This is a genomic window from Vibrio crassostreae (genome assembly GCF_024347415.1).
Taxonomy (GTDB): domain Bacteria; phylum Pseudomonadota; class Gammaproteobacteria; order Enterobacterales; family Vibrionaceae; genus Vibrio; species Vibrio crassostreae.
Window position 1 is genome coordinate 81,484 of record NZ_AP025476.1, and the last position, 19,598, is coordinate 101,081.

A 19,598-nucleotide genomic window follows, 5' to 3' on the forward strand; every position below is an offset into this window, starting at 1 on the left:
GTAAGCCGACTTTAGCTGGGAATACTTTTCACCGCTAATATGTATTGTTGAGGCAATCAGGTAAACTGGTTGCCTCTTTTGTTTTGAATACGACTGTCTGTTGGAGACGACCTTGCAACTACAACTGATTTGTGAAGATGCTACCCAAATCGATCACTTGAATGACTTAGCGACCCGCTGGAACTTATCTCATGATGAAAGCAGTGATTTTGCTTTGGTACTGACTAGTGAGCGACTTGAGCTACGTAAAGTCGATGAGCCTAAGCTTGGCGCTATCTTTGTTGATTTAGTGGGAGGCGCTGTCGGTCACCGACGTAAGTTTGGTGGTGGTAAAGGTCAGGCGATTGCCAAAGCCGCTGGTTTAAACAAAGGCGCAACGCCAACTATCCTCGATGGCACTGCGGGCTTAGGGCGCGATGCGTTTGTGTTGGCTTCTCTAGGTTGTAAGGTACAAATGGTCGAGCGTCACCCCGTTGTGGCAGCACTGCTTGATGATGGCTTGCAGCGAGCGCAACAAGACCCAGACATCGGTGGTTGGGTCAGCGAACGTATGAAGTTGATTCACGCTTCGAGTCACGATGCGCTAGATAAGCTCAGTAACGATCCTGATTTCGAACAACCAGACGTGGTGTATCTAGACCCTATGTACCCACACCCAGAGAACAAAAAGAAATCGGCTTTGGTTAAAAAAGAGATGCGCGTATTCCAATCTTTGGTGGGTGCCGATCTGGATGCTGATGGTCTATTTGAGCCGGCGATGAAATTGGCATCGAAGCGCGTTGTGGTCAAAAGACCGGATTACGCAGCTTGGTTAGACGAGCAAAAACCGAGTATGGCGATAGAAACCAAAAAGAACCGCTTTGACGTCTATGTGAAAGCATCAATGACTTAATTGATGCATCAATAACTTAGATACACGCTAAGAAAATTTCCCGTCATAAATACGATAAATTGCCATTTAACACTTGCGATAGTCGCGTTACGGATGTATATCTAACTAAGAATCATTATTATTCTTAGCTGGAGTTGTAGCATGGCTAAACGCTTTTGTAAGTTAAACCGTCGAGATATCACTGAACACTTGGGCGAGATCCACAGCTTGGTGACTGAACCTAAGTTCGTGTGTCGTTCTTGTGCGCGTTCTTCGGCGGATCAAGCGAATCTATGCAAACCAACCGCAATTCCACCTATTGGTTGTCAAAACAAACCCGTTGAAGAGAAAGTCGCATGCGGCCTGTTAGCGGAAACATTACCTGCACCAGAGCTATCGCTTGCAGAAATCAACGAGACAATTGAGCCTAGCGTGCAAATGTTCGATCCAGCCGCAACTGATATTGTTCCTGAGCTTGCAAAAAAAGAGGCAGCACCGAAAAAAGCCAAGTTGAAAAAACTGATGGCGAAGGCGAGTAGTGATGAGAAAGCTGAACTCAAACAAGCGAAGAAAGCAGCTAAGAAACAAGAGAAGTACAACAAAAAGCTCGCGAAGATGATTAAGAAACAGCAAAAGCTGTTTAAGAAAAGCCAGAAACTGGAAAGTGACCTTGAACGCATCAATCTACAACTTGATGATGTCGCCTTCACTGAAACCAAGACTCAGGTAGTGAGCCATAATCACATTCACTGAAGTTGATTCGAATGGTTTATTGCTACAGCGATGATTTAAAAAGAGCGACCTTAGGTCGCTCTTTTGCTTTTTGGGGTTATCCGAGCTAGCTTATGTATCTCGTTCAAATCAGCTAAGCGTTGCTTGCGGATCTTGCTACGCGCTTCTTCACCCAAGTCTCATTGACGAACAAAGAGAACAAGATAACGGCGCCACCAACAGACAATCGAACCAAATCGACATCTCTGTTCCAAATCAGGATATTCACCACAAGACCAGCAGGAACCAATGCATTGTTCATTACCGCCAGTGCACCGGCATTCACCATGCATGCACCTTTATTCCACATAAAGTAACCCAGCCCCGAAGCAATCAAGCCAAGGTAGATCAGGATTCCCCATTGAAGTGTGGTGGTGGGTAGTTTCTCTGGATTGCCCAGTAGCATGAAAGCAACCGAAGCGACACATAGCGCCCCTAAGTAGAAGTAACCAAATATGGTTCGCTGAGGTAACTCGGTCGATTCCTTCTCCATCACAACTTTGTAGCCCACCTGACCGATAGCAAAGCACAGGTTCGCGCCTTGCACGACGAGGAAGCCAACTAAAAAGTTTTCGTTGATGCCTGCGAATTTAATGAATACCGCGCCTAATACCGCAATTGCCGCAGTCACTAGGTACCACGGAGAGAATTGCCCTTTGAGAAAGTCATAAATCAGCGTGACGTAAATTGGCGTGAAAACGGTAAACAAAAGGACTTCAGGAACAGATAGCAGTAAGAAAGACTGATAGTAGAAGCAGTACATCAGGCCAAGCTGGATACCACCAATCGCCATCAATTTAGCGATCAGCTTACGCGATATGCCGCGAAACTTTAGAAAAGGAAGAAATACGACGCCAGCAAGGGCAACACGCATTAAAACAGAGAACCAAGAGTCAACCTGACCCGCAAGGTAAACGCCGATCAGGCTAAAGGAGAAGGCCCATAGGAGGGTAACACCAGCTAAATAGCTCATAGTAAAACTTCGTTAATAAGATATGAGCTGTATGTTACCTAACCTTAAATCATTAGTCTTCTGAATCTCTTAGAGGCACGACCAGCATATCAACCGGAGAGGCGTTGATCAGTTGTCGTGTTGAAGAAAGCAGTTTGCTCCAAAAGTCTTGATGGTGACCGCAAACCACGAGATCAACATTGAACTCGTTGATGGTGTCACACAGCTCATGACTCAAATCGCCACTGCCCACCAGGGTATGGGTGATCGGGTATTGAGCGTGCTCCGCAAAATTTTGCAGCTGAATACGAGATGCTTCCATCGCGTTATGTTGTGTTTCGGCCATGTTGATATCAATCAGGCCAGTGTAGAGTTCCGCGTAGTTAATATCGATATGGATAAAAGAGACTTTGGCTTCCAATGGCTTTGCCAATGCTACCGCTTTATCCACAATTAATTTGCTGTCTTCTGATAAATCGACCGCGACCAAAATATGTTTGTAACTCATATCTCTACCTCCTTTATTCATTGTCTGTTTAAAGATTAGCACTATGCGGTGGCTTTTTTTGCTGAAGTGATCTCATATCCACTGTCTTGCGTAATGACGGCTCGAAATATTGGTTAACTAATGGCCTGCGAGATATTCATTAAAAAGTGATATAGTAGAGAAAATTGAGGATGTAATTAGGAGTCTTAAATGCTGTCAAAAACTATGGTTGAGCAACTGAATGATCAAATTAACCTAGAATTTTTCTCATCCAATCTATACTTACAAATGAGTGCTTGGTGTGAAGACAAAGGATTTGAAGGTGCAGCAGAGTTTCTGCGTGTTCATGCAGTAGAAGAAATGGAACATATGCAGCGTCTTTTCACTTACGTAAGCGAAACAGGTGCAATGCCAATTCTGGGTGCAATTGAAGCACCAAAACACGAATTCGAAAGCCTTGGCGCAGTGTTCCGTGAAACTTATGAACATGAGCAGATGATTACTGAAAAGATCAACAAACTGGCTCACGTTGCTTTCAGCACACAAGACTACTCAACCTTTAACTTCCTGCAATGGTACGTTGCAGAGCAACACGAAGAAGAGAAGTTGTTTAAAGGTGTATTGGATAAGCTAGAACTTGTTGGTGAAGACGGTAAAGCACTGTTCTTTATTGATAAAGACCTAGCGCAATTGGCAAAAGATGGTTCATCTTCAATTATGGAAGCTCCTGCCGTTTAGGTAGTACGAGAAAGACACTGATTATCTTTTTCTTTTGAGTTTTCTTATGAAGATGTAGGGAGGAAAGGATGATCAGCGGCGACACTATTCTATTTGCACTAATGGTTGTGACTTGCGTGAACTGGGCGCGTTATTTTACTGCGCTAAGAACGCTCATTTATATTATGCGAGAAGCGCATCCTCTACTTTATCAACAAGTAGACGGAGGCGGTTTTTTCACAACTCATGGCAATATGACCAAACAGGTTCGTCTGTTTAGTTACATCAAAAGCAAAGAGTATCACCATCACCATGATGAAGTGTTCACTTCCAAGTGTGATCGTGTAAGGCAGTTATTCATACTCTCTTCCGCTCTGCTAGGTGTAACCTTGCTGGCTTCTTTCATCGTCTAAGTTTTTTAGTACATATGAAGTAGAGCTTAGGCTTTGGTGTGAAGCTTCGGTTGTTGGTTCGCTAAGCCAAGTAGTGGTTTTGCTGCTGTCTGCAAATTGTACAATTGAACATCAATTGCAAAGTTTAAAATTGCCGCTAAAATAGCGAGCAATTAGTAAGGATGTGCTGTTTATGCACATCCTTTTTTATTGATGGCATTTCGAGAACAGGGCGTACTCGGGCTGCAAAAGTGAAGAAAAGCAGAACCACATGAGTGAAAAATTTGATGTAATCGTAATTGGTGCGGGCGCCGCGGGCTTAATGTGTGCTGCGGAAGCTGGTAAACGCGGCCGACGAGTGCTGGTGGTTGATCATGCAAAGAAACCAGGCAGAAAAATTTTAATCTCAGGTGGCGGCCGTTGTAACTTCACTAACTATGATGTTTCAGCCAACAACTTCCTGTGTAACAACCCTCACTTCGTGAAGTCAGCTTTATCTCAATACACCAACTGGGATTTTATCTCGATGGTGAGCAAGTACGGTATAGAGTTCGAAGAGCGAGACCACGGCCAGTTGTTCTGTGTGAATGACCACACCGCAAAAGACATTGTGAGTATGCTGCTTGAAGAGTGTAAGCAGGCGAAAGTTGAACAGCGTTATCGTTGTGATGTTCATTCTATCGAAAAGACCGATTCTGGCTTCAAGATGCATTTCAATACCGACCAAGTTGAGTGTGACTCACTGGTGGTAGCGACCGGTGGTTTGTCGATGCCTAAGCTGGGCGCAACGCCATTTGGTTACAAGATTGCCGAGCAATTTGGTTTGTCTGTGATGCCAACTACCGCAGGCTTGGTGCCATTCACTCTGCATAAAGAAGATAAAGAAGCTTTCGCTGAGCTTTCTGGCATCGCAATTCCTGCCGAGATCACCGCGCAAGACGGAACCTTGTTCAAAGAAGCGTTGCTCTTTACCCACCGCGGCCTATCGGGTCCTTCAGTTCTGCAAATTTCTTCGTTCTGGAAAGCGGGTCAGTCGGTTTCGATTAATCTAGTACCTGAAGTCGATGTAGCTGAGTTGCTGGCTAACTCTCGCGAGAAGCACCCAAATCAGAGCCTGAAAAATACCTTGGCGAAAGCACTACCGAAGCGTTTTGTGGAAGTGTTGATTGATCGTAAAGAGCTGGAAGACAAGCCGCTTAAGCAGTTCAATGAAAAACAGCTGAATGACATCGTAGAGCACCTAGAAAATTGGAAAATCGCGCCAAACGGTACCGAAGGCTACCGAACGGCCGAAGTAACTCTAGGCGGTGTGGACACCAATCACCTATCTTCAAAAACCATGGAATGTAAGAGCGTCTCTGGCCTCTACTTCATCGGTGAAGTGATGGACGTAACTGGCTGGCTTGGAGGTTATAACTTCCAATGGTGCTGGAGTTCTGGCTTTGCAGCAGGTCAGTGGGTTTAAGCTTACCCATAGATTTAAAATTACATAAAAATGGCGAGTCATACGACTCGCCATTTTTGTATCTAGTTTAGAGTTAAAAGTAACTCAATTGATGACTTTCTCGATCAATCGAGTCTTTTCGCTCTTATTTACGCAGCTTTGTTTTTTGAAAACTTGATCTGCTGAATCACTAAACCAGCAATGATCAGTACCAAGCCAAACAGTGTTGCTGGGTGAATCTCTTCGCCAATAATGGTCGAAAGTAGCATTAGCGAGATAAACGGTGAGGCAAAGATTAGGTTGCTGATACGCGCCGTATTATTGGTTAGCTTGAGTGCTGATAACCACAATACAAAGGTAATGCCCATCTCGAATAGACCAACGTAAGTCACCGCCATCCAACCCTTCGCCGTAATTTGGCTAAAGCTTTCGCCCTCAAAAATGGTTAAACCGATCGCGAAGGGTAATGCCACTAAGAATCCAAGCAGTACGCCAACCACGGGATCAGCCTTGTTTTTGGTGTTGAGAATCCAGTATCCCGCCCAAAGCAAAGTTGAAAGCAGCGCTAGCGCCACACCGAGTGGGCTATCGAACTGCATGCCTAACACGTCGCCTTTGGTCGCAATAACTACCACACCCGCATAGCTGAAGGTACACGCAATCCAATCTTGTTTACGAATCTTTTGCCCTAGAAAAACCGCTGCCATTAAGGTTAGCGTGATCGCCCAGCTGTAGTTGATGGCTTGAGCTTGTGAAGCGGGAAGCAGGTCGTATGCTTTGAATAGAATCAGGTAATAGGCCAATGGGTTGACCAAGCCGAGCAGTAAGTAATACCAAGGGTTTGAAAGGAACGTAGTACTCAGCTGAGAAAGCTTGCCCTGAAAGGCGCAGACTGCGATCAGCGCAATCGACGACACAATGCTAGCGGTAGTCAGCATTTGAATAGGTGAAAACTCAGCAAGGGTCAGCTTAAAAGCAGTAGCGACCGTTGACCACAGCAGTACTGCGGAAAGGCCAAAGCCTAAGGCACGACGTTCGTTCATGGCAACTCATTTTAATTTGATGGGACAGAATACGGAGCGCCTAGTCTATCTGTCGAATTTTAATACGGCAAACTGGACATTTATCCAGTATCAAAATACCATTTAATGAGTTATTTCCAATTAGGCTAAATCATTATCATGCAATGGATTATCGAATATCAGGCAACGCTTATTGCTGCAATTTCTGGCGCGCTCGTCAGCGGTGGCGTCGTGGGTTGGTGGATTAAACAGAAGCTCTCTTTTCAGCAGCGATTGCTCGAGCAGCAGCTAGAGTCCGATCGTTTGTTGCATGAATCTCAGCAAGCTCAGCTCAAATCATCACTCGCAGAGGCGCAACAAGAACTCAATGAGTTAGATGATGACCGAGACAAAGCGGCATTCGAGCTCAAGCAAGCACACGGTAAGGTGATGGCTGCGATGGAAAAGCTGCGCTACTTTGAGGCAGTAAAGCAAGAGCGCCAGCAGTACGCTGATGAGATCAATGTGCTGAAAGACCATAAATCTGAATTGGAAGCCGAACTGCGCGAACAAGAAGCAAGGCATGATCAAGAAAACCTCGCCAATAGCGAAAAGCTGCAGTTGCTAGAACAAGCTGAATCTCGACTTAAGCAGCAGTTTGAATTGTTAGCGAACCAACTTTTTGAGAGTAAAACCGCCAAGGTTGATCAACAGAACAAGCAGAGCCTAGAAGGATTGCTGTCGCCGTTGAGAGAGCAATTAGAAGGCTTTAAGAAGCAGGTTAATGACAGCTTTAGCCAAGAAGCCAAAGAGCGCCACACCTTAGTGCATGAGCTGAAAAACCTGCAGCGCCTCAACGAGAGCATGACACGTGAAGCGGTTAACCTGACTCAGGCGCTTAAAGGTGATAACAAGCAGCAAGGTAACTGGGGTGAGGTGGTGCTGGCGCGTGTGCTTGCTGAATCAGGCTTGCGAGAAGGGCATGAATACCAAACGCAAGTGAACCTGCAAAACGATGCCGGCAAGCGTTATCAACCCGATGTGATTGTCCACTTACCACAAGATAAGCAAGTAGTAGTCGATTCGAAAATGGCGTTGGTCGCGTTTGAGCGCTACTTCAATGCTGAAACCGATCAACAGCGTGATGCAGCACTGCGTGATCACTTGGTATCGTTAAGAGCGCACATCAAAGGACTGAGCCAGAAGGATTATCATCAGCTTAAAGGCATCCAGAGCTTGGACTATGTGTTGATGTTTATCCCGGTCGAACCTGCATTCCAAGTCGCGATTCAAGCCGATCCTAGCTTGGTGAAAGACGCGATGGAGCAAAATATCATATTGGTCAGCCCAACAACCTTGCTGGTGGCACTGCGTACCATTGATAACCTGTGGCGCAATGAAAGACAGAACCAGAACGCACAAGCCATCGCAGAACGTGCAAGTAAGCTTTACGACAAGCTGCGCTTGTTTGTCGATGATATGGAAGGCCTTGGTAGCTCGTTAGATAGAGCCAACCAAAGCTATCAAGGTGCGATGAATAAGCTAGTAACAGGCCGTGGCAACGTGATTCGTCAGGCCGAAAGCTTCAAGCAACTCGGGGTTGAGGTGAAGAAACCTATCTCGATTGGTTTGACCGAAATGGCGCAAAATGAGGCTTTTTCAGAAAATGCCTCCTTAGTAGAAAGACAACCCGCTGAGGATAAAGTAAACTAATCGGCCGCAGCGCCTCTAAACACGGAGCGTGCTGTCGATGAAAACTTACCATGGTAGATAACAGCATTATGGACACAAGCGTGCAGACAAATTCAGCAGTAGAGTCAGAAACCACACACTTTGGTTTCGAAACAGTCGCGAAAGACGAAAAAGTCGCGAAAGTAGCAGAGGTATTTCACTCTGTAGCCGCTAAATACGACATCATGAATGACTTAATGTCGGGTGGTGTTCACCGCTTGTGGAAGCGATTCACGATTGATTGCAGTGGCGTTCGCCCGGGTCAACGTATCCTAGACCTTGGTGGTGGTACTGGCGACCTTACTGCGAAATTCTCGCGTATCGTTGGTGAAAAAGGCCACGTGGTTCTTGCTGATATCAACAACTCAATGCTGAATGTTGGCCGTGATAAGCTGCGTGATAGCGGCATTGTTGGCAACGTACACTATGTACAAGCGAACGCTGAAGAGTTGCCTTTCCCGGATAACTACTTCGATTGCATTACCATCAGCTTCTGTCTGCGTAATGTAACCGATAAAGACCAAGCGCTGCGTTCAATGTACCGCGTGCTTAAGCCGGGTGGTCGTCTGTTGGTTCTTGAGTTTTCTAAGCCAGTGCTTGAGCCACTATCAAAGGTTTACGACGCATACTCTTTCCACCTATTGCCAAAAATGGGTGAGCTGATTGCTAACGATGCAGACAGCTACCGTTACCTTGCAGAATCTATCCGCATGCACCCTAACCAAGAGACTTTGGAAGGCATGATGCAGGAAGCGGGTTTCGAGAATACTAAATATTTCAACCTAACGGGCGGCATTGTTGCGCTGCACCGCGGTTACAAGTTCTAGTCGAACTTGGTAGCAGGCTCGTTGAGCGTGCTAAACAATAAGAATAAAGACAGAACGGATAGGTTAAGGCTTATCCGTTTTCAAAGGTAAGGACAGTCATGCCATTTGATCCATTGGTCACCGCGGTTATTGAAACCTCTTTAAATACTTTCGTGAACGATGATCCAGCTTTGGTTCGTCGTTTGTCTCGTTTAAAGGGGCAGATCATTCAAGTTAATTTGAAAGAGTTGAATAAAACACTCACTTTCGTTTTCAGCCAACAAATTGATGTGTTGTCGGAATACGAAGGGCAGCCTGATTGCTACCTATCTTTGAATTTATCGGTGTTACCGGAACTGCGTGAGCAATCGAACATCACCAAGCTGATCAAGCAAGATAAGCTGATCTTAGAGGGTGACATTCAACTGGCTCAGAAATTCGCTCAACTGATGACAGACTGCAAGCCTGACTTGGAAGAGTGGTTATCGCGCGTAACGGGTGATGTGGTTGCTCATACCTTGGTCCAAGGCGTTAAAAACGTCGGTGGTTTTGTGGCAAGGCAAGCCAGCAAACATCAAAGCCATGTTGCTCAAGTTCTGACTGAAGAGTGGAAGATCGCACCAGCGCCATTAGAAGTCGCGCACTTTTGCGATCAGGTTGATGACGTGAAAAGCTCTGCAGCACGTCTTGAAGCTAAGTTGAACGCTCTGTTGGAGAAAGCATGACCCCAACAGAACTGAAACGTCTTTATCATATTATCAAGGTACAGTTGGAATATGGCCTTGATGAGTTGATGCCAGAGCACCAATTGACCAAAGCCCCTTTGCTGGCGCGAAAGTCGCTGTTTTGGCTTAAGAACAAGCATCAAGATAAAGAGTTGGGTCATCGCTTACGTCTCGCGCTGCAAGAACTTGGCCCTGTGTGGATCAAGTTCGGACAGATGATGTCGACACGTCGCGATCTGTTCCCTCCTCATATCGCGGATCAGTTGGCACTGTTGCAAGACCAAGTTGCGCCATTCGATGGTCAATTGGCTAAACAAGATATGGAAAAGGCGCTCGGTGGCAGTTTAGATAACTGGTTTACCGACTTTGATATCGAGCCTTTGGCTTCAGCTTCTATTGCTCAGGTGCATACTGCGAAACTCAAAGAGAGCGGCCGCGAGATTGTTCTCAAGGTAATTCGCCCTGATATTCGCCCGGTGATTGATGCAGATCTAAAACTGATGCACCGAATGGCGCGTATAGTCGCTAAGTCGCTTCCTGAAGCACGTCGTTTGAAACCTGTTGAGGTGGTTCACGAGTACGAAAAAACGTTACTGGATGAACTAGATCTGCGCCGTGAGGCGGCCAATGCAATTCAACTTCGACGTAATTTTGAAGGTAGTGAAGAGCTGTATGTTCCAGAGGTTATCCCTGATTTAAGCAGTGAAACCTTGATGGTGTCAGAGCGAATCTATGGTATTCAGGTTTCAGATATTGAAACGCTAAACGCCAACGGCACCAACATGAAATTGCTCGCGGAACGTGGTGTGACGGTATTCTTCACCCAAGTGTTCCGTGATAGCTTTTTCCATGCAGACATGCACCCTGGCAACGTATTCGTTAACCCAGAAAACCCAGATAACCCGCAGTGGATAGGTTTGGATTGTGGCATTGTCGGCACACTCAACAGTGAAGATAAGCGTTATTTAGCAGAAAACCTGCTGGCTTTCTTCAACCGAGATTATCGTAAAGTCGCTGAGCTGCACGTTGATTCGGGGTGGGTGCCACACGACACCAACGTCAACGACTTTGAGTTCGCGATTCGCATGGTGTGTGAGCCAATTTTTGCAAAACCACTTGGCGAGATCTCATTTGGCCATGTGTTGCTAAACTTATTTAATACAGCAAGACGTTTCAACATGGAGGTTCAACCTCAGTTGGTGCTTCTGCAGAAGACCTTGTTGTATGTGGAAGGTCTAGGCCGCCAGTTGTATCCGCAGCTTGATTTGTGGGCAACCGCCAAGCCTTTCCTTGAAACCTGGATGATGAATCAGGTGGGGCCGCAAGCTGTGATTAACGCAGTAAAAGAGCGCGCGCCATTCTGGGCAGAAAAACTGCCAGAGCTGCCAGAGCTACTTTATGACAGCTTGCGCCAAGGTAAAGCGATGAACCACAGAATGGATCAGCTTTATCAAGGTTACCGAGATAGTAAGCGTCAGCAAGCAACTGGAAAGTTTTTGTTTGGCGTTGGAGCCACTTTAGTCGTATGCTCCGCAATATTAGTTTCAAGCCCTTATGAGCAGCTATCTATGGGCTGTGGCATCGCAGGTGTCACATTTTGGTTGCTTAGTTGGCGAGCTTACCGTCGTTAGACAGTAGACTCTCTTAATATTTTTATGTGTAGACAGACCCGAGGACAATGACAATGGGTGGTATCAGTATTTGGCAACTTCTAATCATTGCTGTAATTGTAATTTTGCTATTCGGAACAAAGAAACTGCGCGGTATGGGTGGTGACTTAGGTTCAGCGGTTAAAGGCTTCAAAAAAGCGATGAGCGATGAAGACAAGCCTGCAGATAAGAAAGATGCAGACTTCGAACCAAAGAATATTGAACAGCAGAAGACAGAAGCTCACGCTGAAACAACTGCTGAAACAAAGAAAGACAAAGAGCAGGCGTAAATCGTGTTTGATATCGGTTTTTGGGAACTGGTATTAATATCTGTCGTTGGGTTAGTGGTTTTAGGGCCTGAGCGTTTACCGGTGGCGATTCGCAGTATTTCCAAGTTTGTTGGACAAGCGAAAAGCATGGCAAATAGTGTGAAAGATGAACTTTCTCATGAGCTTAAGGTGCAGGAGCTGCAAGAAAACCTACGCAAGGCGGAAAAAATGGGCATGGAAGATTTATCTCCAGACCTTAAAGCGTCAGTCGATGAACTCAAGCAGGCCGCTGCTGAGGTTCAACGTCCGTATGCTAAGCCTGAGTCTGATAAGCCAAGTGAGACTAAACCTAGTGTCACGGAAACTGCTGAGCCTGAAACCATTCAGACTAGCAGCGATGCTTCAGAACCGTCAGATAAGAAAGCCGAATAGTCTCGCAAGGAGGAGTCGCCGGATACTTGAGTCGCTAGATGTTTAAATAGATAGCTATTCAAGTAAATAACTATTCAAGTGGATACCAATTCAACTGGATAGATACACGCGCGGCTCCTTTTCGATCTTCCTGTTTAAGAGGTTTGACATGTCTTCGACTGAGCAGACACAGCCTTTAATTAGCCACCTTCTAGAACTACGTAATCGTCTACTACGTGCGATTGTCGCGGTGCTAGTGATATTTGTCGGGCTAATTTATTTTGCTAATGATATTTATGAATTCGTATCAGCACCTTTGGTAGATCGTCTACCTGAAGGGGCGACGATGATCGCAACCGATGTTGCATCGCCATTTTTCACACCACTGAAATTAACCTTGATCGCGTCTATATTCCTCGCGGTTCCGTTTATTTTGTATCAGGTGTGGGCTTTTGTTGCTCCGGGTTTATACAAGCATGAAAAACGCTTGATCATGCCGCTATTGGCTTCAAGTTCATTGCTGTTTTACTGTGGTGTGGCGTTCGCTTACTTCATTGTATTCCCGTTGGTATTTGGCTTTTTTACGGCCATATCATTAGGGGGGGTAGAGTTCGCAACCGACATCTCAAGCTATCTTGATTTTGTACTCGCGCTGTTCTTTGCTTTTGGTATTGCCTTTGAAGTGCCCGTTGCGATTATCTTGCTATGTTGGACGGGGGCGACAACGCCTCAATCTCTATCTGAAAAGCGTCCTTACATCGTCGTAGGTGCTTTCATCATCGGTATGATGTTGACACCACCAGATATGATCTCACAGACACTGTTGGCGATTCCAATGTGTATTCTGTTTGAGATTGGTCTGTTCTTCGCACGTTTTTATACGCGTAAGCCAGATGCGGATGAAGAGGAAGAAGCTGAATCTTAATTCGGAATGCTTCAGTAAGAATCACATAATAAAAAAGCGGCCTAGGGCCGCTTTTTTATTATGTCTGTTTATCGAATCTTTAACTGATAGCCACAGTTCTGACATATATAGAGCTCTTTGATGCCCAAAATCTTATGCCATAGGGTTCGATGTTGACGTTGTAAGTGTTGTGAATGGTCACACATAATCAACTACCTCCATATGCAGGTGGTTGATACTATACATATCACTTAGCTTTCTCAAATAAATTCAGGATAAATCCGTAATAATTACTTATTAATAGATTCATCATAGATTAAACAATGCCTTAGCATTTGTGCTGGTTATGTTTTCGACTTCTTCAAGGGTAATTCCGCGCAATTCGGCGATGCGTTTTGCCACCAATTCTGTATAGGCTGGCTCATTACGTTTACCGCGATTCGGTGTTGGTGCCAAGTATGGGCAATCTGTCTCTAGAATGACGTAATCCATATCAAGATGTGGGATTACCTTGTCCATCCCTGAGTTCTTAAAGGTCGAAACGCCGCCTAAACCTAAGTGAAAACCTAACGCATTGATCGCTTGAGCTTCCTCTAAGCTGCTGCCAAAACAGTGGAATACCCCGCGTAAGCTGCCATCTTGTTCTTTACGAAGTAGGGCAAGTGTCTCTTCAATGGAATCACGGGTGTGGATCACCACCGGTAGATCGAGCTCTTTTGCCCACTGCAGCTGAGTCACGAAAGCCATCTCTTGTTCAGCCTTGAAGGTTTTATCCCAGTACAAGTCGATACCAATCTCACCCACGGCGATAAAGTCATGCTTATCAAACCAAGCTCGAATGGTTTTGAGGGTTTGCTCGATATTCGCATCGACATAGCAAGGGTGTAAGCCCATCATTGAACGGCACACATCAGGAAACTGCGCTTCCGTTGCTAACATTGGCTCGATAGATTCTAAATCGATGTTCGGCAATAGAATGGTATCAATCCCTTGAGCCAGTGCGCGCTGTACGACTTGCTCGCGGTCTTCATCAAATTCGCTCGCGTAAATATGAGCATGGGTGTCGATCATTGTTTTGTCCTGAAAGCGGTCTTTACTGAGTTGTCATGAGTATACGGCAGTGTGAGGAGAAGGTCATTTTTTGCCATTTATCCCTGTTTTTGAGTGGGTTTCATATTTTACTGCTAGCGTCCTGAGCCATCAGTGATATGCTTTTGCCTGTATTTAGCACTTTTCATATCTAAGTATTTCGGTGCTTAGACTAGGCAAGGAGAATCTAGTGTCTGTTTCAATTCAAGGTCAATTCCCAGGTCGCCGTATGCGCCGTATGCGTAAGCACGACTTTAGCCGTCGCCTAATGGCAGAAAATCAATTGTCTGTGGATGATCTAATCTACCCAATGTTTATCCTGATGGGTAAAGACCGCCGCGAGCCTGTCGAGTCAATGCCAGGTGTTGAACGCTTGTCGATCGACTACATGCTTGAGGAAGCAGATTACCTGTCAAAGCTGGGTGTTCCTGCGATTGCTCTATTTCCAGTCGTGAACCAAGATGCTAAAAGTTTATGCGCAGCTGAAGCTCATAACTCAGAAGGTTTAGTGCAGCGCGCTGTACGTTTACTAAAAGAGCATGTGCCAAACATTGGCGTTATTACTGACGTAGCACTAGACCCATTCACCACTCACGGCCAAGACGGCATCATCGATGAAGATGGTTACGTGATGAATGATGAGACGACTGAAGTCTTGATCAAGCAGGCACTATCACACGCTGAAGCGGGTGCTGACGTGGTTGCACCATCGGACATGATGGACGGTCGTATTGGTAAAATCCGTGAGGCGCTAGAAGAAGCCGGCCATATTCACACTCAGATTATGGCGTACTCTGCGAAATACGCATCGTGCTATTACGGTCCATTCCGCGACGCAGTCGGCAGTGCTTCGAACCTGAAAGGTGGTAACAAGAAGAACTACCAGATGGATCCTGCGAACAGCGATGAAGCGATTCACGAAGTCGCGATGGATCTTAATGAAGGTGCGGACATGGTGATGGTTAAGCCTGGCATGCCTTACCTAGATATCGTGCGCCGTGTGAAGCATGAACTTCAAGCGCCGACATTTGCATATCAAGTGTCTGGTGAGTATGCGATGCACAAAGCGGCGATTCAAAACGGTTGGCTGAAAGAGCGTGAAACCGTCATGGAATCACTGCTGTGCTTTAAGCGCGCTGGTGCTGATGGCATTCTTACTTACTTCGCTAAAGATGTGGCTGAATGGCTTGCAGAAGACAATGCACAAGCCGCAGAGCACTTAAAAGAAAAGTAATCGTGTAGAGTTCACTTAAGTGATCAGTAAAGGGTTGGCCATTGTGCCAGCCCTTTCGTTTATAAGGATGAATAAGATGTCAGTTGTCGTGCGTGAAGGTTCGTTAGAAGAAGTGGTGTCTGTGGTCGAGCAGATCTCTGAGTTCGCTAAAAAAGAGAGTGTCGCTTCTCTTTCAGAGCGGCTGGTAGGGAAAAAGAACCTTATCTTAGTGGCTGAAGAGGCTGGGGTGCTGCTTGGTTTTAAGATCGGCTATGAATTGGATCAGCAGACTTTTTACAGTTGGTTTGGTGGGGTGTCACCGCTCGCGAGGAACAAAGGCGTTGCACAGGCGCAATTAGACGCTCAGGAACAGTGGGCGAAAGAGCAGGGCTACAGACAGTTAAAGGTTAAGTCTCGTAACCAGTTCTCAGCCATGCTGCGCCTGTTATTAAGAAACGGTTACCTAATCGAAAAATTTGAAGAAAAAGAAGACATTAATGACCATAGAATCCATTTTTTGAAGCAAATTTGAACACTGTCGTTAACAGTATATAAATTAAATGAGATTTATTATCATTTAATTGTTGACTATCAAATGAGAATCATTATTATTAACTTCGTCTTAGGGAATGAGGAAATGTTCACAAGGATGTTAAGTACTCAAGTATCTACTTGGTTACCCAACAGAATTCTCGCGAACTTGTACTAAGTTCTTTTTGACACGACATTGCTCACATTGCTTCCAGTGTAATTTATAGCTTTTAGGTAAAGCTGTGGTATTCAATTTGAATGGCTTTACCGGTTTTTGCTAGGCGACATCTTCGGGTGTCGCTTTTTTTATACCTACCATTTCAACAAGATGCATATTTAGTGGCACGTATTTTTATGAATAAAACGCCATCAGCATTCTTTTCCACAACGCAAGATCGAGAAAAGATCGTTGATCATCTGTTCGATCTGTAAAATTATCCTTTATTTTCAGTTGTTTATTGGTGTTTTTTGAGTTGTTCACCTTAGTTCTCAACAGGGTGGATAAATAATATAAACAGAGTTATCCACAGAACGCTTGCGTCTAAGAACAAAAAATAACAACAAATCGATTATAACGAATACAACCGAGTGAACGGATACAGATCGACAACGTGGAATCCAACCAACAGACGTGGCATTCTTAACAGATAATTTCTGTACTTACTGGATACACAAACATTATGGCTCGTATTCCTGATAATCCATTGATTCTGATCGATGGCTCTTCTTACCTATATCGCGCGTTCCATGCTTACCCTGGCACAATGAGCAATGGTGATATCCCAACTAACGCTGTTTACGGTGTAGTTAACATGCTGCGCAGCATGATGCGTCAATTTGCTTCTGATCGTATTGCGGTAATTTTTGATGCGAAAGGAAAGACGTTCCGTGATGACATGTACCCAGAGTACAAGGCAAATCGTCCACCTATGCCTGATGATCTTCGTTGCCAGATCGAACCTTTGCACAATGTGATTCGTGCGATGGGCTTGCCACTTATCTCTATTCCCGGCGTTGAAGCGGATGACGTGATCGGTACGCTTGCTTCTCAAGCTTCTGCGATTGGTATGCCTGTGCTTATTAGTACTGGTGATAAAGATATGGCGCAGCTGGTTGATGACAACGTTACCCTGATCAACACCATGACTAACGTGGTGATGGATCGCGAAGGCGTTATTGAGAAGTTTGGTATCCCACCAGAGCTTATCATCGACTACCTTGCGCTGATGGGCGATAAAGTCGATAACATCCCAGGCGTTCCGGGTGTCGGTGACAAGAGTGCGACAGCGTTACTGCAAGGCATCGGTAGCATCGAGAAGTTGTACCAAAATCTTGATGATATTGCGGCGCTTGGTTTCCGTGGTTCAAAAACCATGGCTAAGAAGCTGATTGATAATAAAGACAACGCTGAGATGTCTTACGAGCTTGCAACGATCAAACTGGACGTCGAGTTAGAAGAGACACCTGAGTCGCTTGTAAAAGCACAACCAAACACGGATGAGCTGATTAAGCTATACGGTCAACTGGTCTTCAAGTCTTGGTTGAACGAGCTACTTGAAGGTGGCAGTGGTGTGGTTGAGGCGGATGAAAAGTCGGGCGCAGTGCGTAGCAATACGGCATTAACCACTTCTACCGTAGAAATGAACACCTCTGCAGTGACGATTGATCGCAGCAACTACGAAACCATCTTAGATGAAGCCTCTTTTAATGCGTGGCTAGAGAAACTGAAAGCGTCAGAGGTGTTTGCCTTTGATACTGAAACAGACAGCTTGGACTACATGGTCGCTAACCTTGTTGGTCTATCATTCGCAACCGAAGAAGGCGTTGCCGCTTACGTACCGGTTGCCCATGATTACCTAGATGCACCGCAGCAGCTGGATCGCGATTGGGTACTTGAACAGCTTAAGCCGATTCTTGAAGATGACGCACAAGCGAAAGTAGGTCAGAACCTGAAGTACGATATGAGCGTGCTAGCGCGCTATGGTATCGAGATGAAGGGTATCAAGCACGACACCATGCTGGCGTCTTACGTCTTCAATAGTGTTGGCGGCAAGCATGATATGGATAGCCTAGCGCTACGTTTCCTACAGCACAGCTGTATCTCATTTGAGCAGATCGCAGGTAAAGGTAAGAAACAGCTTACTTTCAACCAGATTGAGCTGGGTGAAGCCTCTCCATACGCAGCAGAAGATGCTGACGTGACTTTACGTCTTCATAATCGTTTGATGGAAAACATTGAGCAAGATGAAAAGCTAAAAGCCATCTATGAAGAAATTGAAGTACCACTGATCCCTGTGATGTCTCGCATTGAACGCACTGGCGTATTCATCGATGACATGTTGCTAGGCGCTCAATCGCAAGAGATTGCGGTTCGTCTGGATGAGCTAGAACAGAAAGCCTACGAGATTGCTGAGCAAGAGTTCAACATGAACTCGCCAAAACAGCTGCAAGCGATCCTGTTTGAGAAAATGGGCCTGCCTGTTATCAAGAAAACGCCATCAGGTGCACCTTCAACCAATGAAGAAGTGCTGCAAGAACTGGCTCTTGATTACCCGCTACCTAAGCTGATCATTGAGTATCGTGGCCTTGCGAAACTGAAGTCTACCTATACAGATAAGCTGCCAAAGATGATCAACGCTGAAACCGGCCGTGTTCATACGTCTTACCACCAAGCGGTAACGGCGACGGGTCGTTTGTCTTCGACGGATCCAAACCTACAGAACATCCCAATTCGTAATGAAGAAGGTCGTCGTATCCGCCAAGCATTCGTTGCACAACATGGTTGGAAGATTCTAGCGGTCGATTACTCTCAAATTGAATTGCGTATCATGGCGCACCTTTCGGGTGATAAAGCGCTTCTGGAAGCATTCCAACAAGGTAAAGATATCCACGCGGCAACCGCGGCTGAGATCATTGGGGTTGATATTGAGCAGGTAACGACGGAACAACGTCGTCGCGCTAAAGCGGTTAACTTCGGTCTTATCTACGGCATGAGTGCTTTTGGCTTGGCTAAGCAACTGGGTATTCCTCGTGGCGAAGCACAACATTACATGGATACTTACTTCGAGCGTTACCCTGGCGTGATGCAGTATATGGAAGACACGCGCAGTGCGGCTTCAGAGCAAGGTTTCGTAGAAACTATTTACGGTCGTCGTCTGCACCTTCCTGAAATCCAATCTCGTAATGGTATGCGTCGTAAGGCGGCTGAGCGTGCGGCGATCAACGCACCAATGCAAGGCACAGCGGCAGACATCATTAAGAAAGCGATGCTATTGGTTGATGAATGGATCCAAGCGGAAGGCGATGGTCGTGTGAAATTGCTTATGCAAGTACACGATGAATTGGTATTTGAAGTAGAAGAGTCATCTTTAGCCGAAATTGAAAGTAAAGTACAAGAATTGATGGAATCCGCTGCAGAGCTAGAAGTGCCGCTTGTCGCGGAAGCTGGCCACGGTGACAACTGGGATCAAGCCCACTAATCAGTTTTTGACCTTAATAAGTAAATTAGTATGAGCCAGTGCACAAACACTGGCTTTTTTTTGTCTCAAATAAAGTCAGGTCGTAGTAAGAATTTAGGTGTTTTAATAAAACATTCATGAAAAAAAACTACAAAAGTTGTTTTCATTTCTGAGCAA

General features: G+C 45.5%; 19 protein-coding genes. 15 read left to right on the forward strand and 4 right to left on the reverse strand.

Annotation, left to right across the window (positions count from 1 at the left end; genetic code table 11):
* Positions 1-112: 112 nt before the first annotated feature.
* Both OC193_RS00385 and OC193_RS00390 read left to right on the forward strand, forming a co-directional pair.
* Complete coding sequence (locus tag OC193_RS00385) at positions 113-892, forward strand: class I SAM-dependent methyltransferase (protein WP_017060146.1); 780 nt, start codon at positions 113-115, stop codon at positions 890-892.
* Positions 893-1,033: 141 nt separating this feature from the next.
* Complete coding sequence (locus tag OC193_RS00390; RefSeq protein WP_048661270.1) at positions 1,034-1,624, forward strand: hypothetical protein; 591 nt, start codon at positions 1,034-1,036, stop codon at positions 1,622-1,624.
* A gap of 112 nt (positions 1,625-1,736) precedes the next feature.
* Here OC193_RS00390 and OC193_RS00395 read toward each other — a convergent pair whose 3' ends face one another.
* Together OC193_RS00395 and uspA are read right to left on the reverse strand one after the other, a co-directional pair.
* Complete coding sequence (locus OC193_RS00395) at positions 1,737-2,615, reverse strand: carboxylate/amino acid/amine transporter (RefSeq protein ID WP_048661271.1); 879 nt, start codon at positions 2,613-2,615, stop codon at positions 1,737-1,739.
* 52 nt (positions 2,616-2,667) lie between these two features.
* Positions 2,668-3,102 carry a universal stress protein UspA gene (gene uspA, locus OC193_RS00400; protein WP_017060149.1) on the reverse strand — a complete coding sequence of 145 codons (435 nt, stop codon included), beginning with the start codon at positions 3,100-3,102 and terminating at the stop codon, positions 2,668-2,670.
* A 189-nt stretch (positions 3,103-3,291) separates the two neighbouring features.
* Here uspA and ftnA point away from each other — a divergent pair, with 189 nt between their 5' ends.
* From ftnA to OC193_RS00415, 3 genes are all read left to right on the forward strand, one after another.
* On the forward strand, positions 3,292-3,819 hold the full coding sequence (gene ftnA / locus OC193_RS00405) for a non-heme ferritin (RefSeq protein WP_017066029.1): 528 nt from the start codon (positions 3,292-3,294) through the stop codon (positions 3,817-3,819).
* A 68-nt stretch (positions 3,820-3,887) separates the two neighbouring features.
* Positions 3,888-4,211: a universal stress protein UspB gene (uspB, locus tag OC193_RS00410; RefSeq protein WP_048661272.1), complete on the forward strand. Its 324-nt coding sequence runs from the start codon at positions 3,888-3,890 to the stop codon at positions 4,209-4,211.
* Between the two features lie 250 nt (positions 4,212-4,461).
* Positions 4,462-5,655 carry a BaiN/RdsA family NAD(P)/FAD-dependent oxidoreductase gene (locus OC193_RS00415; RefSeq protein WP_048661273.1) on the forward strand — a complete coding sequence of 398 codons (1,194 nt, stop codon included), beginning with the start codon at positions 4,462-4,464 and terminating at the stop codon, positions 5,653-5,655.
* A gap of 128 nt (positions 5,656-5,783) precedes the next feature.
* Here OC193_RS00415 and OC193_RS00420 read toward each other — a convergent pair whose 3' ends face one another.
* Positions 5,784-6,677 (reverse strand): DMT family transporter, encoded by an 894-nt coding sequence (locus tag OC193_RS00420; RefSeq protein ID WP_048663040.1) that lies wholly within the window; start codon positions 6,675-6,677, stop codon positions 5,784-5,786.
* 138 nt (positions 6,678-6,815) lie between these two features.
* Between OC193_RS00420 and rmuC the strand changes: the two genes are divergently transcribed.
* The 7 genes from rmuC to tatC all read left to right on the forward strand — a co-directional run bounded on the left by rmuC (position 6,816) and on the right by tatC (position 13,151).
* A complete protein-coding gene (gene rmuC, locus OC193_RS00425) occupies positions 6,816-8,348 on the forward strand; it encodes a DNA recombination protein RmuC (protein WP_048663041.1) in 1,533 nt (510 codons plus the stop codon).
* Positions 8,349-8,413: 65 nt separating this feature from the next.
* Positions 8,414-9,193 carry a bifunctional demethylmenaquinone methyltransferase/2-methoxy-6-polyprenyl-1,4-benzoquinol methylase UbiE gene (ubiE, locus tag OC193_RS00430; RefSeq protein WP_026012235.1) on the forward strand — a complete coding sequence of 260 codons (780 nt, stop codon included), beginning with the start codon at positions 8,414-8,416 and terminating at the stop codon, positions 9,191-9,193.
* A 98-nt stretch (positions 9,194-9,291) separates the two neighbouring features.
* A complete protein-coding gene (locus OC193_RS00435) occupies positions 9,292-9,897 on the forward strand; it encodes a ubiquinone biosynthesis accessory factor UbiJ (RefSeq protein WP_048661276.1) in 606 nt (201 codons plus the stop codon).
* Positions 9,894-11,528, forward strand: a complete 1,635-nt coding sequence (ubiB, locus tag OC193_RS00440; protein WP_048661277.1) for a ubiquinone biosynthesis regulatory protein kinase UbiB — start codon at positions 9,894-9,896, stop codon at positions 11,526-11,528. Before OC193_RS00435 ends, ubiB begins: the two co-directional genes overlap by 4 nt.
* Before the next feature lie 53 nt (positions 11,529-11,581).
* On the forward strand, positions 11,582-11,836 hold the full coding sequence (gene tatA, locus OC193_RS00445; protein ID WP_017060154.1) for a Sec-independent protein translocase subunit TatA: 255 nt from the start codon (positions 11,582-11,584) through the stop codon (positions 11,834-11,836).
* Positions 11,837-11,839: 3 nt separating this feature from the next.
* Positions 11,840-12,247 (forward strand): Sec-independent protein translocase protein TatB, encoded by a 408-nt coding sequence (gene tatB / locus OC193_RS00450; protein ID WP_048663042.1) that lies wholly within the window; start codon positions 11,840-11,842, stop codon positions 12,245-12,247.
* Between the two features lie 148 nt (positions 12,248-12,395).
* Entirely contained in the window at positions 12,396-13,151 is a 756-nt protein-coding gene (gene tatC, locus OC193_RS00455; protein ID WP_017060156.1) for a twin-arginine translocase subunit TatC, read from the forward strand.
* A gap of 288 nt (positions 13,152-13,439) precedes the next feature.
* On the opposite strand, the gene OC193_RS00460 is transcribed toward tatC, so the two are convergent.
* Entirely contained in the window at positions 13,440-14,201 is a 762-nt protein-coding gene (locus tag OC193_RS00460; RefSeq protein ID WP_048661278.1) for a TatD family hydrolase, read from the reverse strand.
* Positions 14,202-14,409: 208 nt separating this feature from the next.
* Between OC193_RS00460 and hemB the strand changes: the two genes are divergently transcribed.
* From hemB to polA, 3 genes are all read left to right on the forward strand, one after another.
* Entirely contained in the window at positions 14,410-15,453 is a 1,044-nt protein-coding gene (hemB, locus tag OC193_RS00465; protein ID WP_017060158.1) for a porphobilinogen synthase, read from the forward strand.
* 76 nt (positions 15,454-15,529) lie between these two features.
* Positions 15,530-15,964 (forward strand): GNAT family N-acetyltransferase, encoded by a 435-nt coding sequence (locus OC193_RS00470; RefSeq protein WP_048661279.1) that lies wholly within the window; start codon positions 15,530-15,532, stop codon positions 15,962-15,964.
* Positions 15,965-16,643: 679 nt separating this feature from the next.
* Entirely contained in the window at positions 16,644-19,442 is a 2,799-nt protein-coding gene (gene polA / locus OC193_RS00475) for a DNA polymerase I (protein ID WP_048663043.1), read from the forward strand.
* Positions 19,443-19,598: the final 156 nt, after the last annotated feature.

What these genes read in the sequence shown, in the direction of transcription:
- OC193_RS00390 (WP_048661270.1), top strand. Translation starts at nt 1,034, where the DNA reads ATGGCTAAACGCTTTTGTAAGTTAAACCGTCGAGATATCACTGAACAC.
- OC193_RS00395 (WP_048661271.1), bottom strand. Translation starts at nt 2,615, where the DNA reads ATGAGCTATTTAGCTGGTGTTACCCTCCTATGGGCCTTCTCCTTTAGC.
- uspA (WP_017060149.1), bottom strand. Translation starts at nt 3,102, where the DNA reads ATGAGTTACAAACATATTTTGGTCGCGGTCGATTTATCAGAAGACAGC.
- ftnA (WP_017066029.1), top strand. Translation starts at nt 3,292, where the DNA reads ATGCTGTCAAAAACTATGGTTGAGCAACTGAATGATCAAATTAACCTA.
- uspB (WP_048661272.1), top strand. Translation starts at nt 3,888, where the DNA reads ATGATCAGCGGCGACACTATTCTATTTGCACTAATGGTTGTGACTTGC.
- OC193_RS00415 (WP_048661273.1), top strand. Translation starts at nt 4,462, where the DNA reads ATGAGTGAAAAATTTGATGTAATCGTAATTGGTGCGGGCGCCGCGGGC.
- OC193_RS00420 (WP_048663040.1), bottom strand. Translation starts at nt 6,677, where the DNA reads ATGAACGAACGTCGTGCCTTAGGCTTTGGCCTTTCCGCAGTACTGCTG.
- rmuC (WP_048663041.1), top strand. Translation starts at nt 6,816, where the DNA reads ATGCAATGGATTATCGAATATCAGGCAACGCTTATTGCTGCAATTTCT.
- OC193_RS00435 (WP_048661276.1), top strand. Translation starts at nt 9,292, where the DNA reads ATGCCATTTGATCCATTGGTCACCGCGGTTATTGAAACCTCTTTAAAT.
- ubiB (WP_048661277.1), top strand. Translation starts at nt 9,894, where the DNA reads ATGACCCCAACAGAACTGAAACGTCTTTATCATATTATCAAGGTACAG.
- tatA (WP_017060154.1), top strand. Translation starts at nt 11,582, where the DNA reads ATGGGTGGTATCAGTATTTGGCAACTTCTAATCATTGCTGTAATTGTA.
- tatC (WP_017060156.1), top strand. Translation starts at nt 12,396, where the DNA reads ATGTCTTCGACTGAGCAGACACAGCCTTTAATTAGCCACCTTCTAGAA.
- OC193_RS00460 (WP_048661278.1), bottom strand. Translation starts at nt 14,201, where the DNA reads ATGATCGACACCCATGCTCATATTTACGCGAGCGAATTTGATGAAGAC.
- OC193_RS00470 (WP_048661279.1), top strand. Translation starts at nt 15,530, where the DNA reads ATGTCAGTTGTCGTGCGTGAAGGTTCGTTAGAAGAAGTGGTGTCTGTG.
- polA (WP_048663043.1), top strand. Translation starts at nt 16,644, where the DNA reads ATGGCTCGTATTCCTGATAATCCATTGATTCTGATCGATGGCTCTTCT.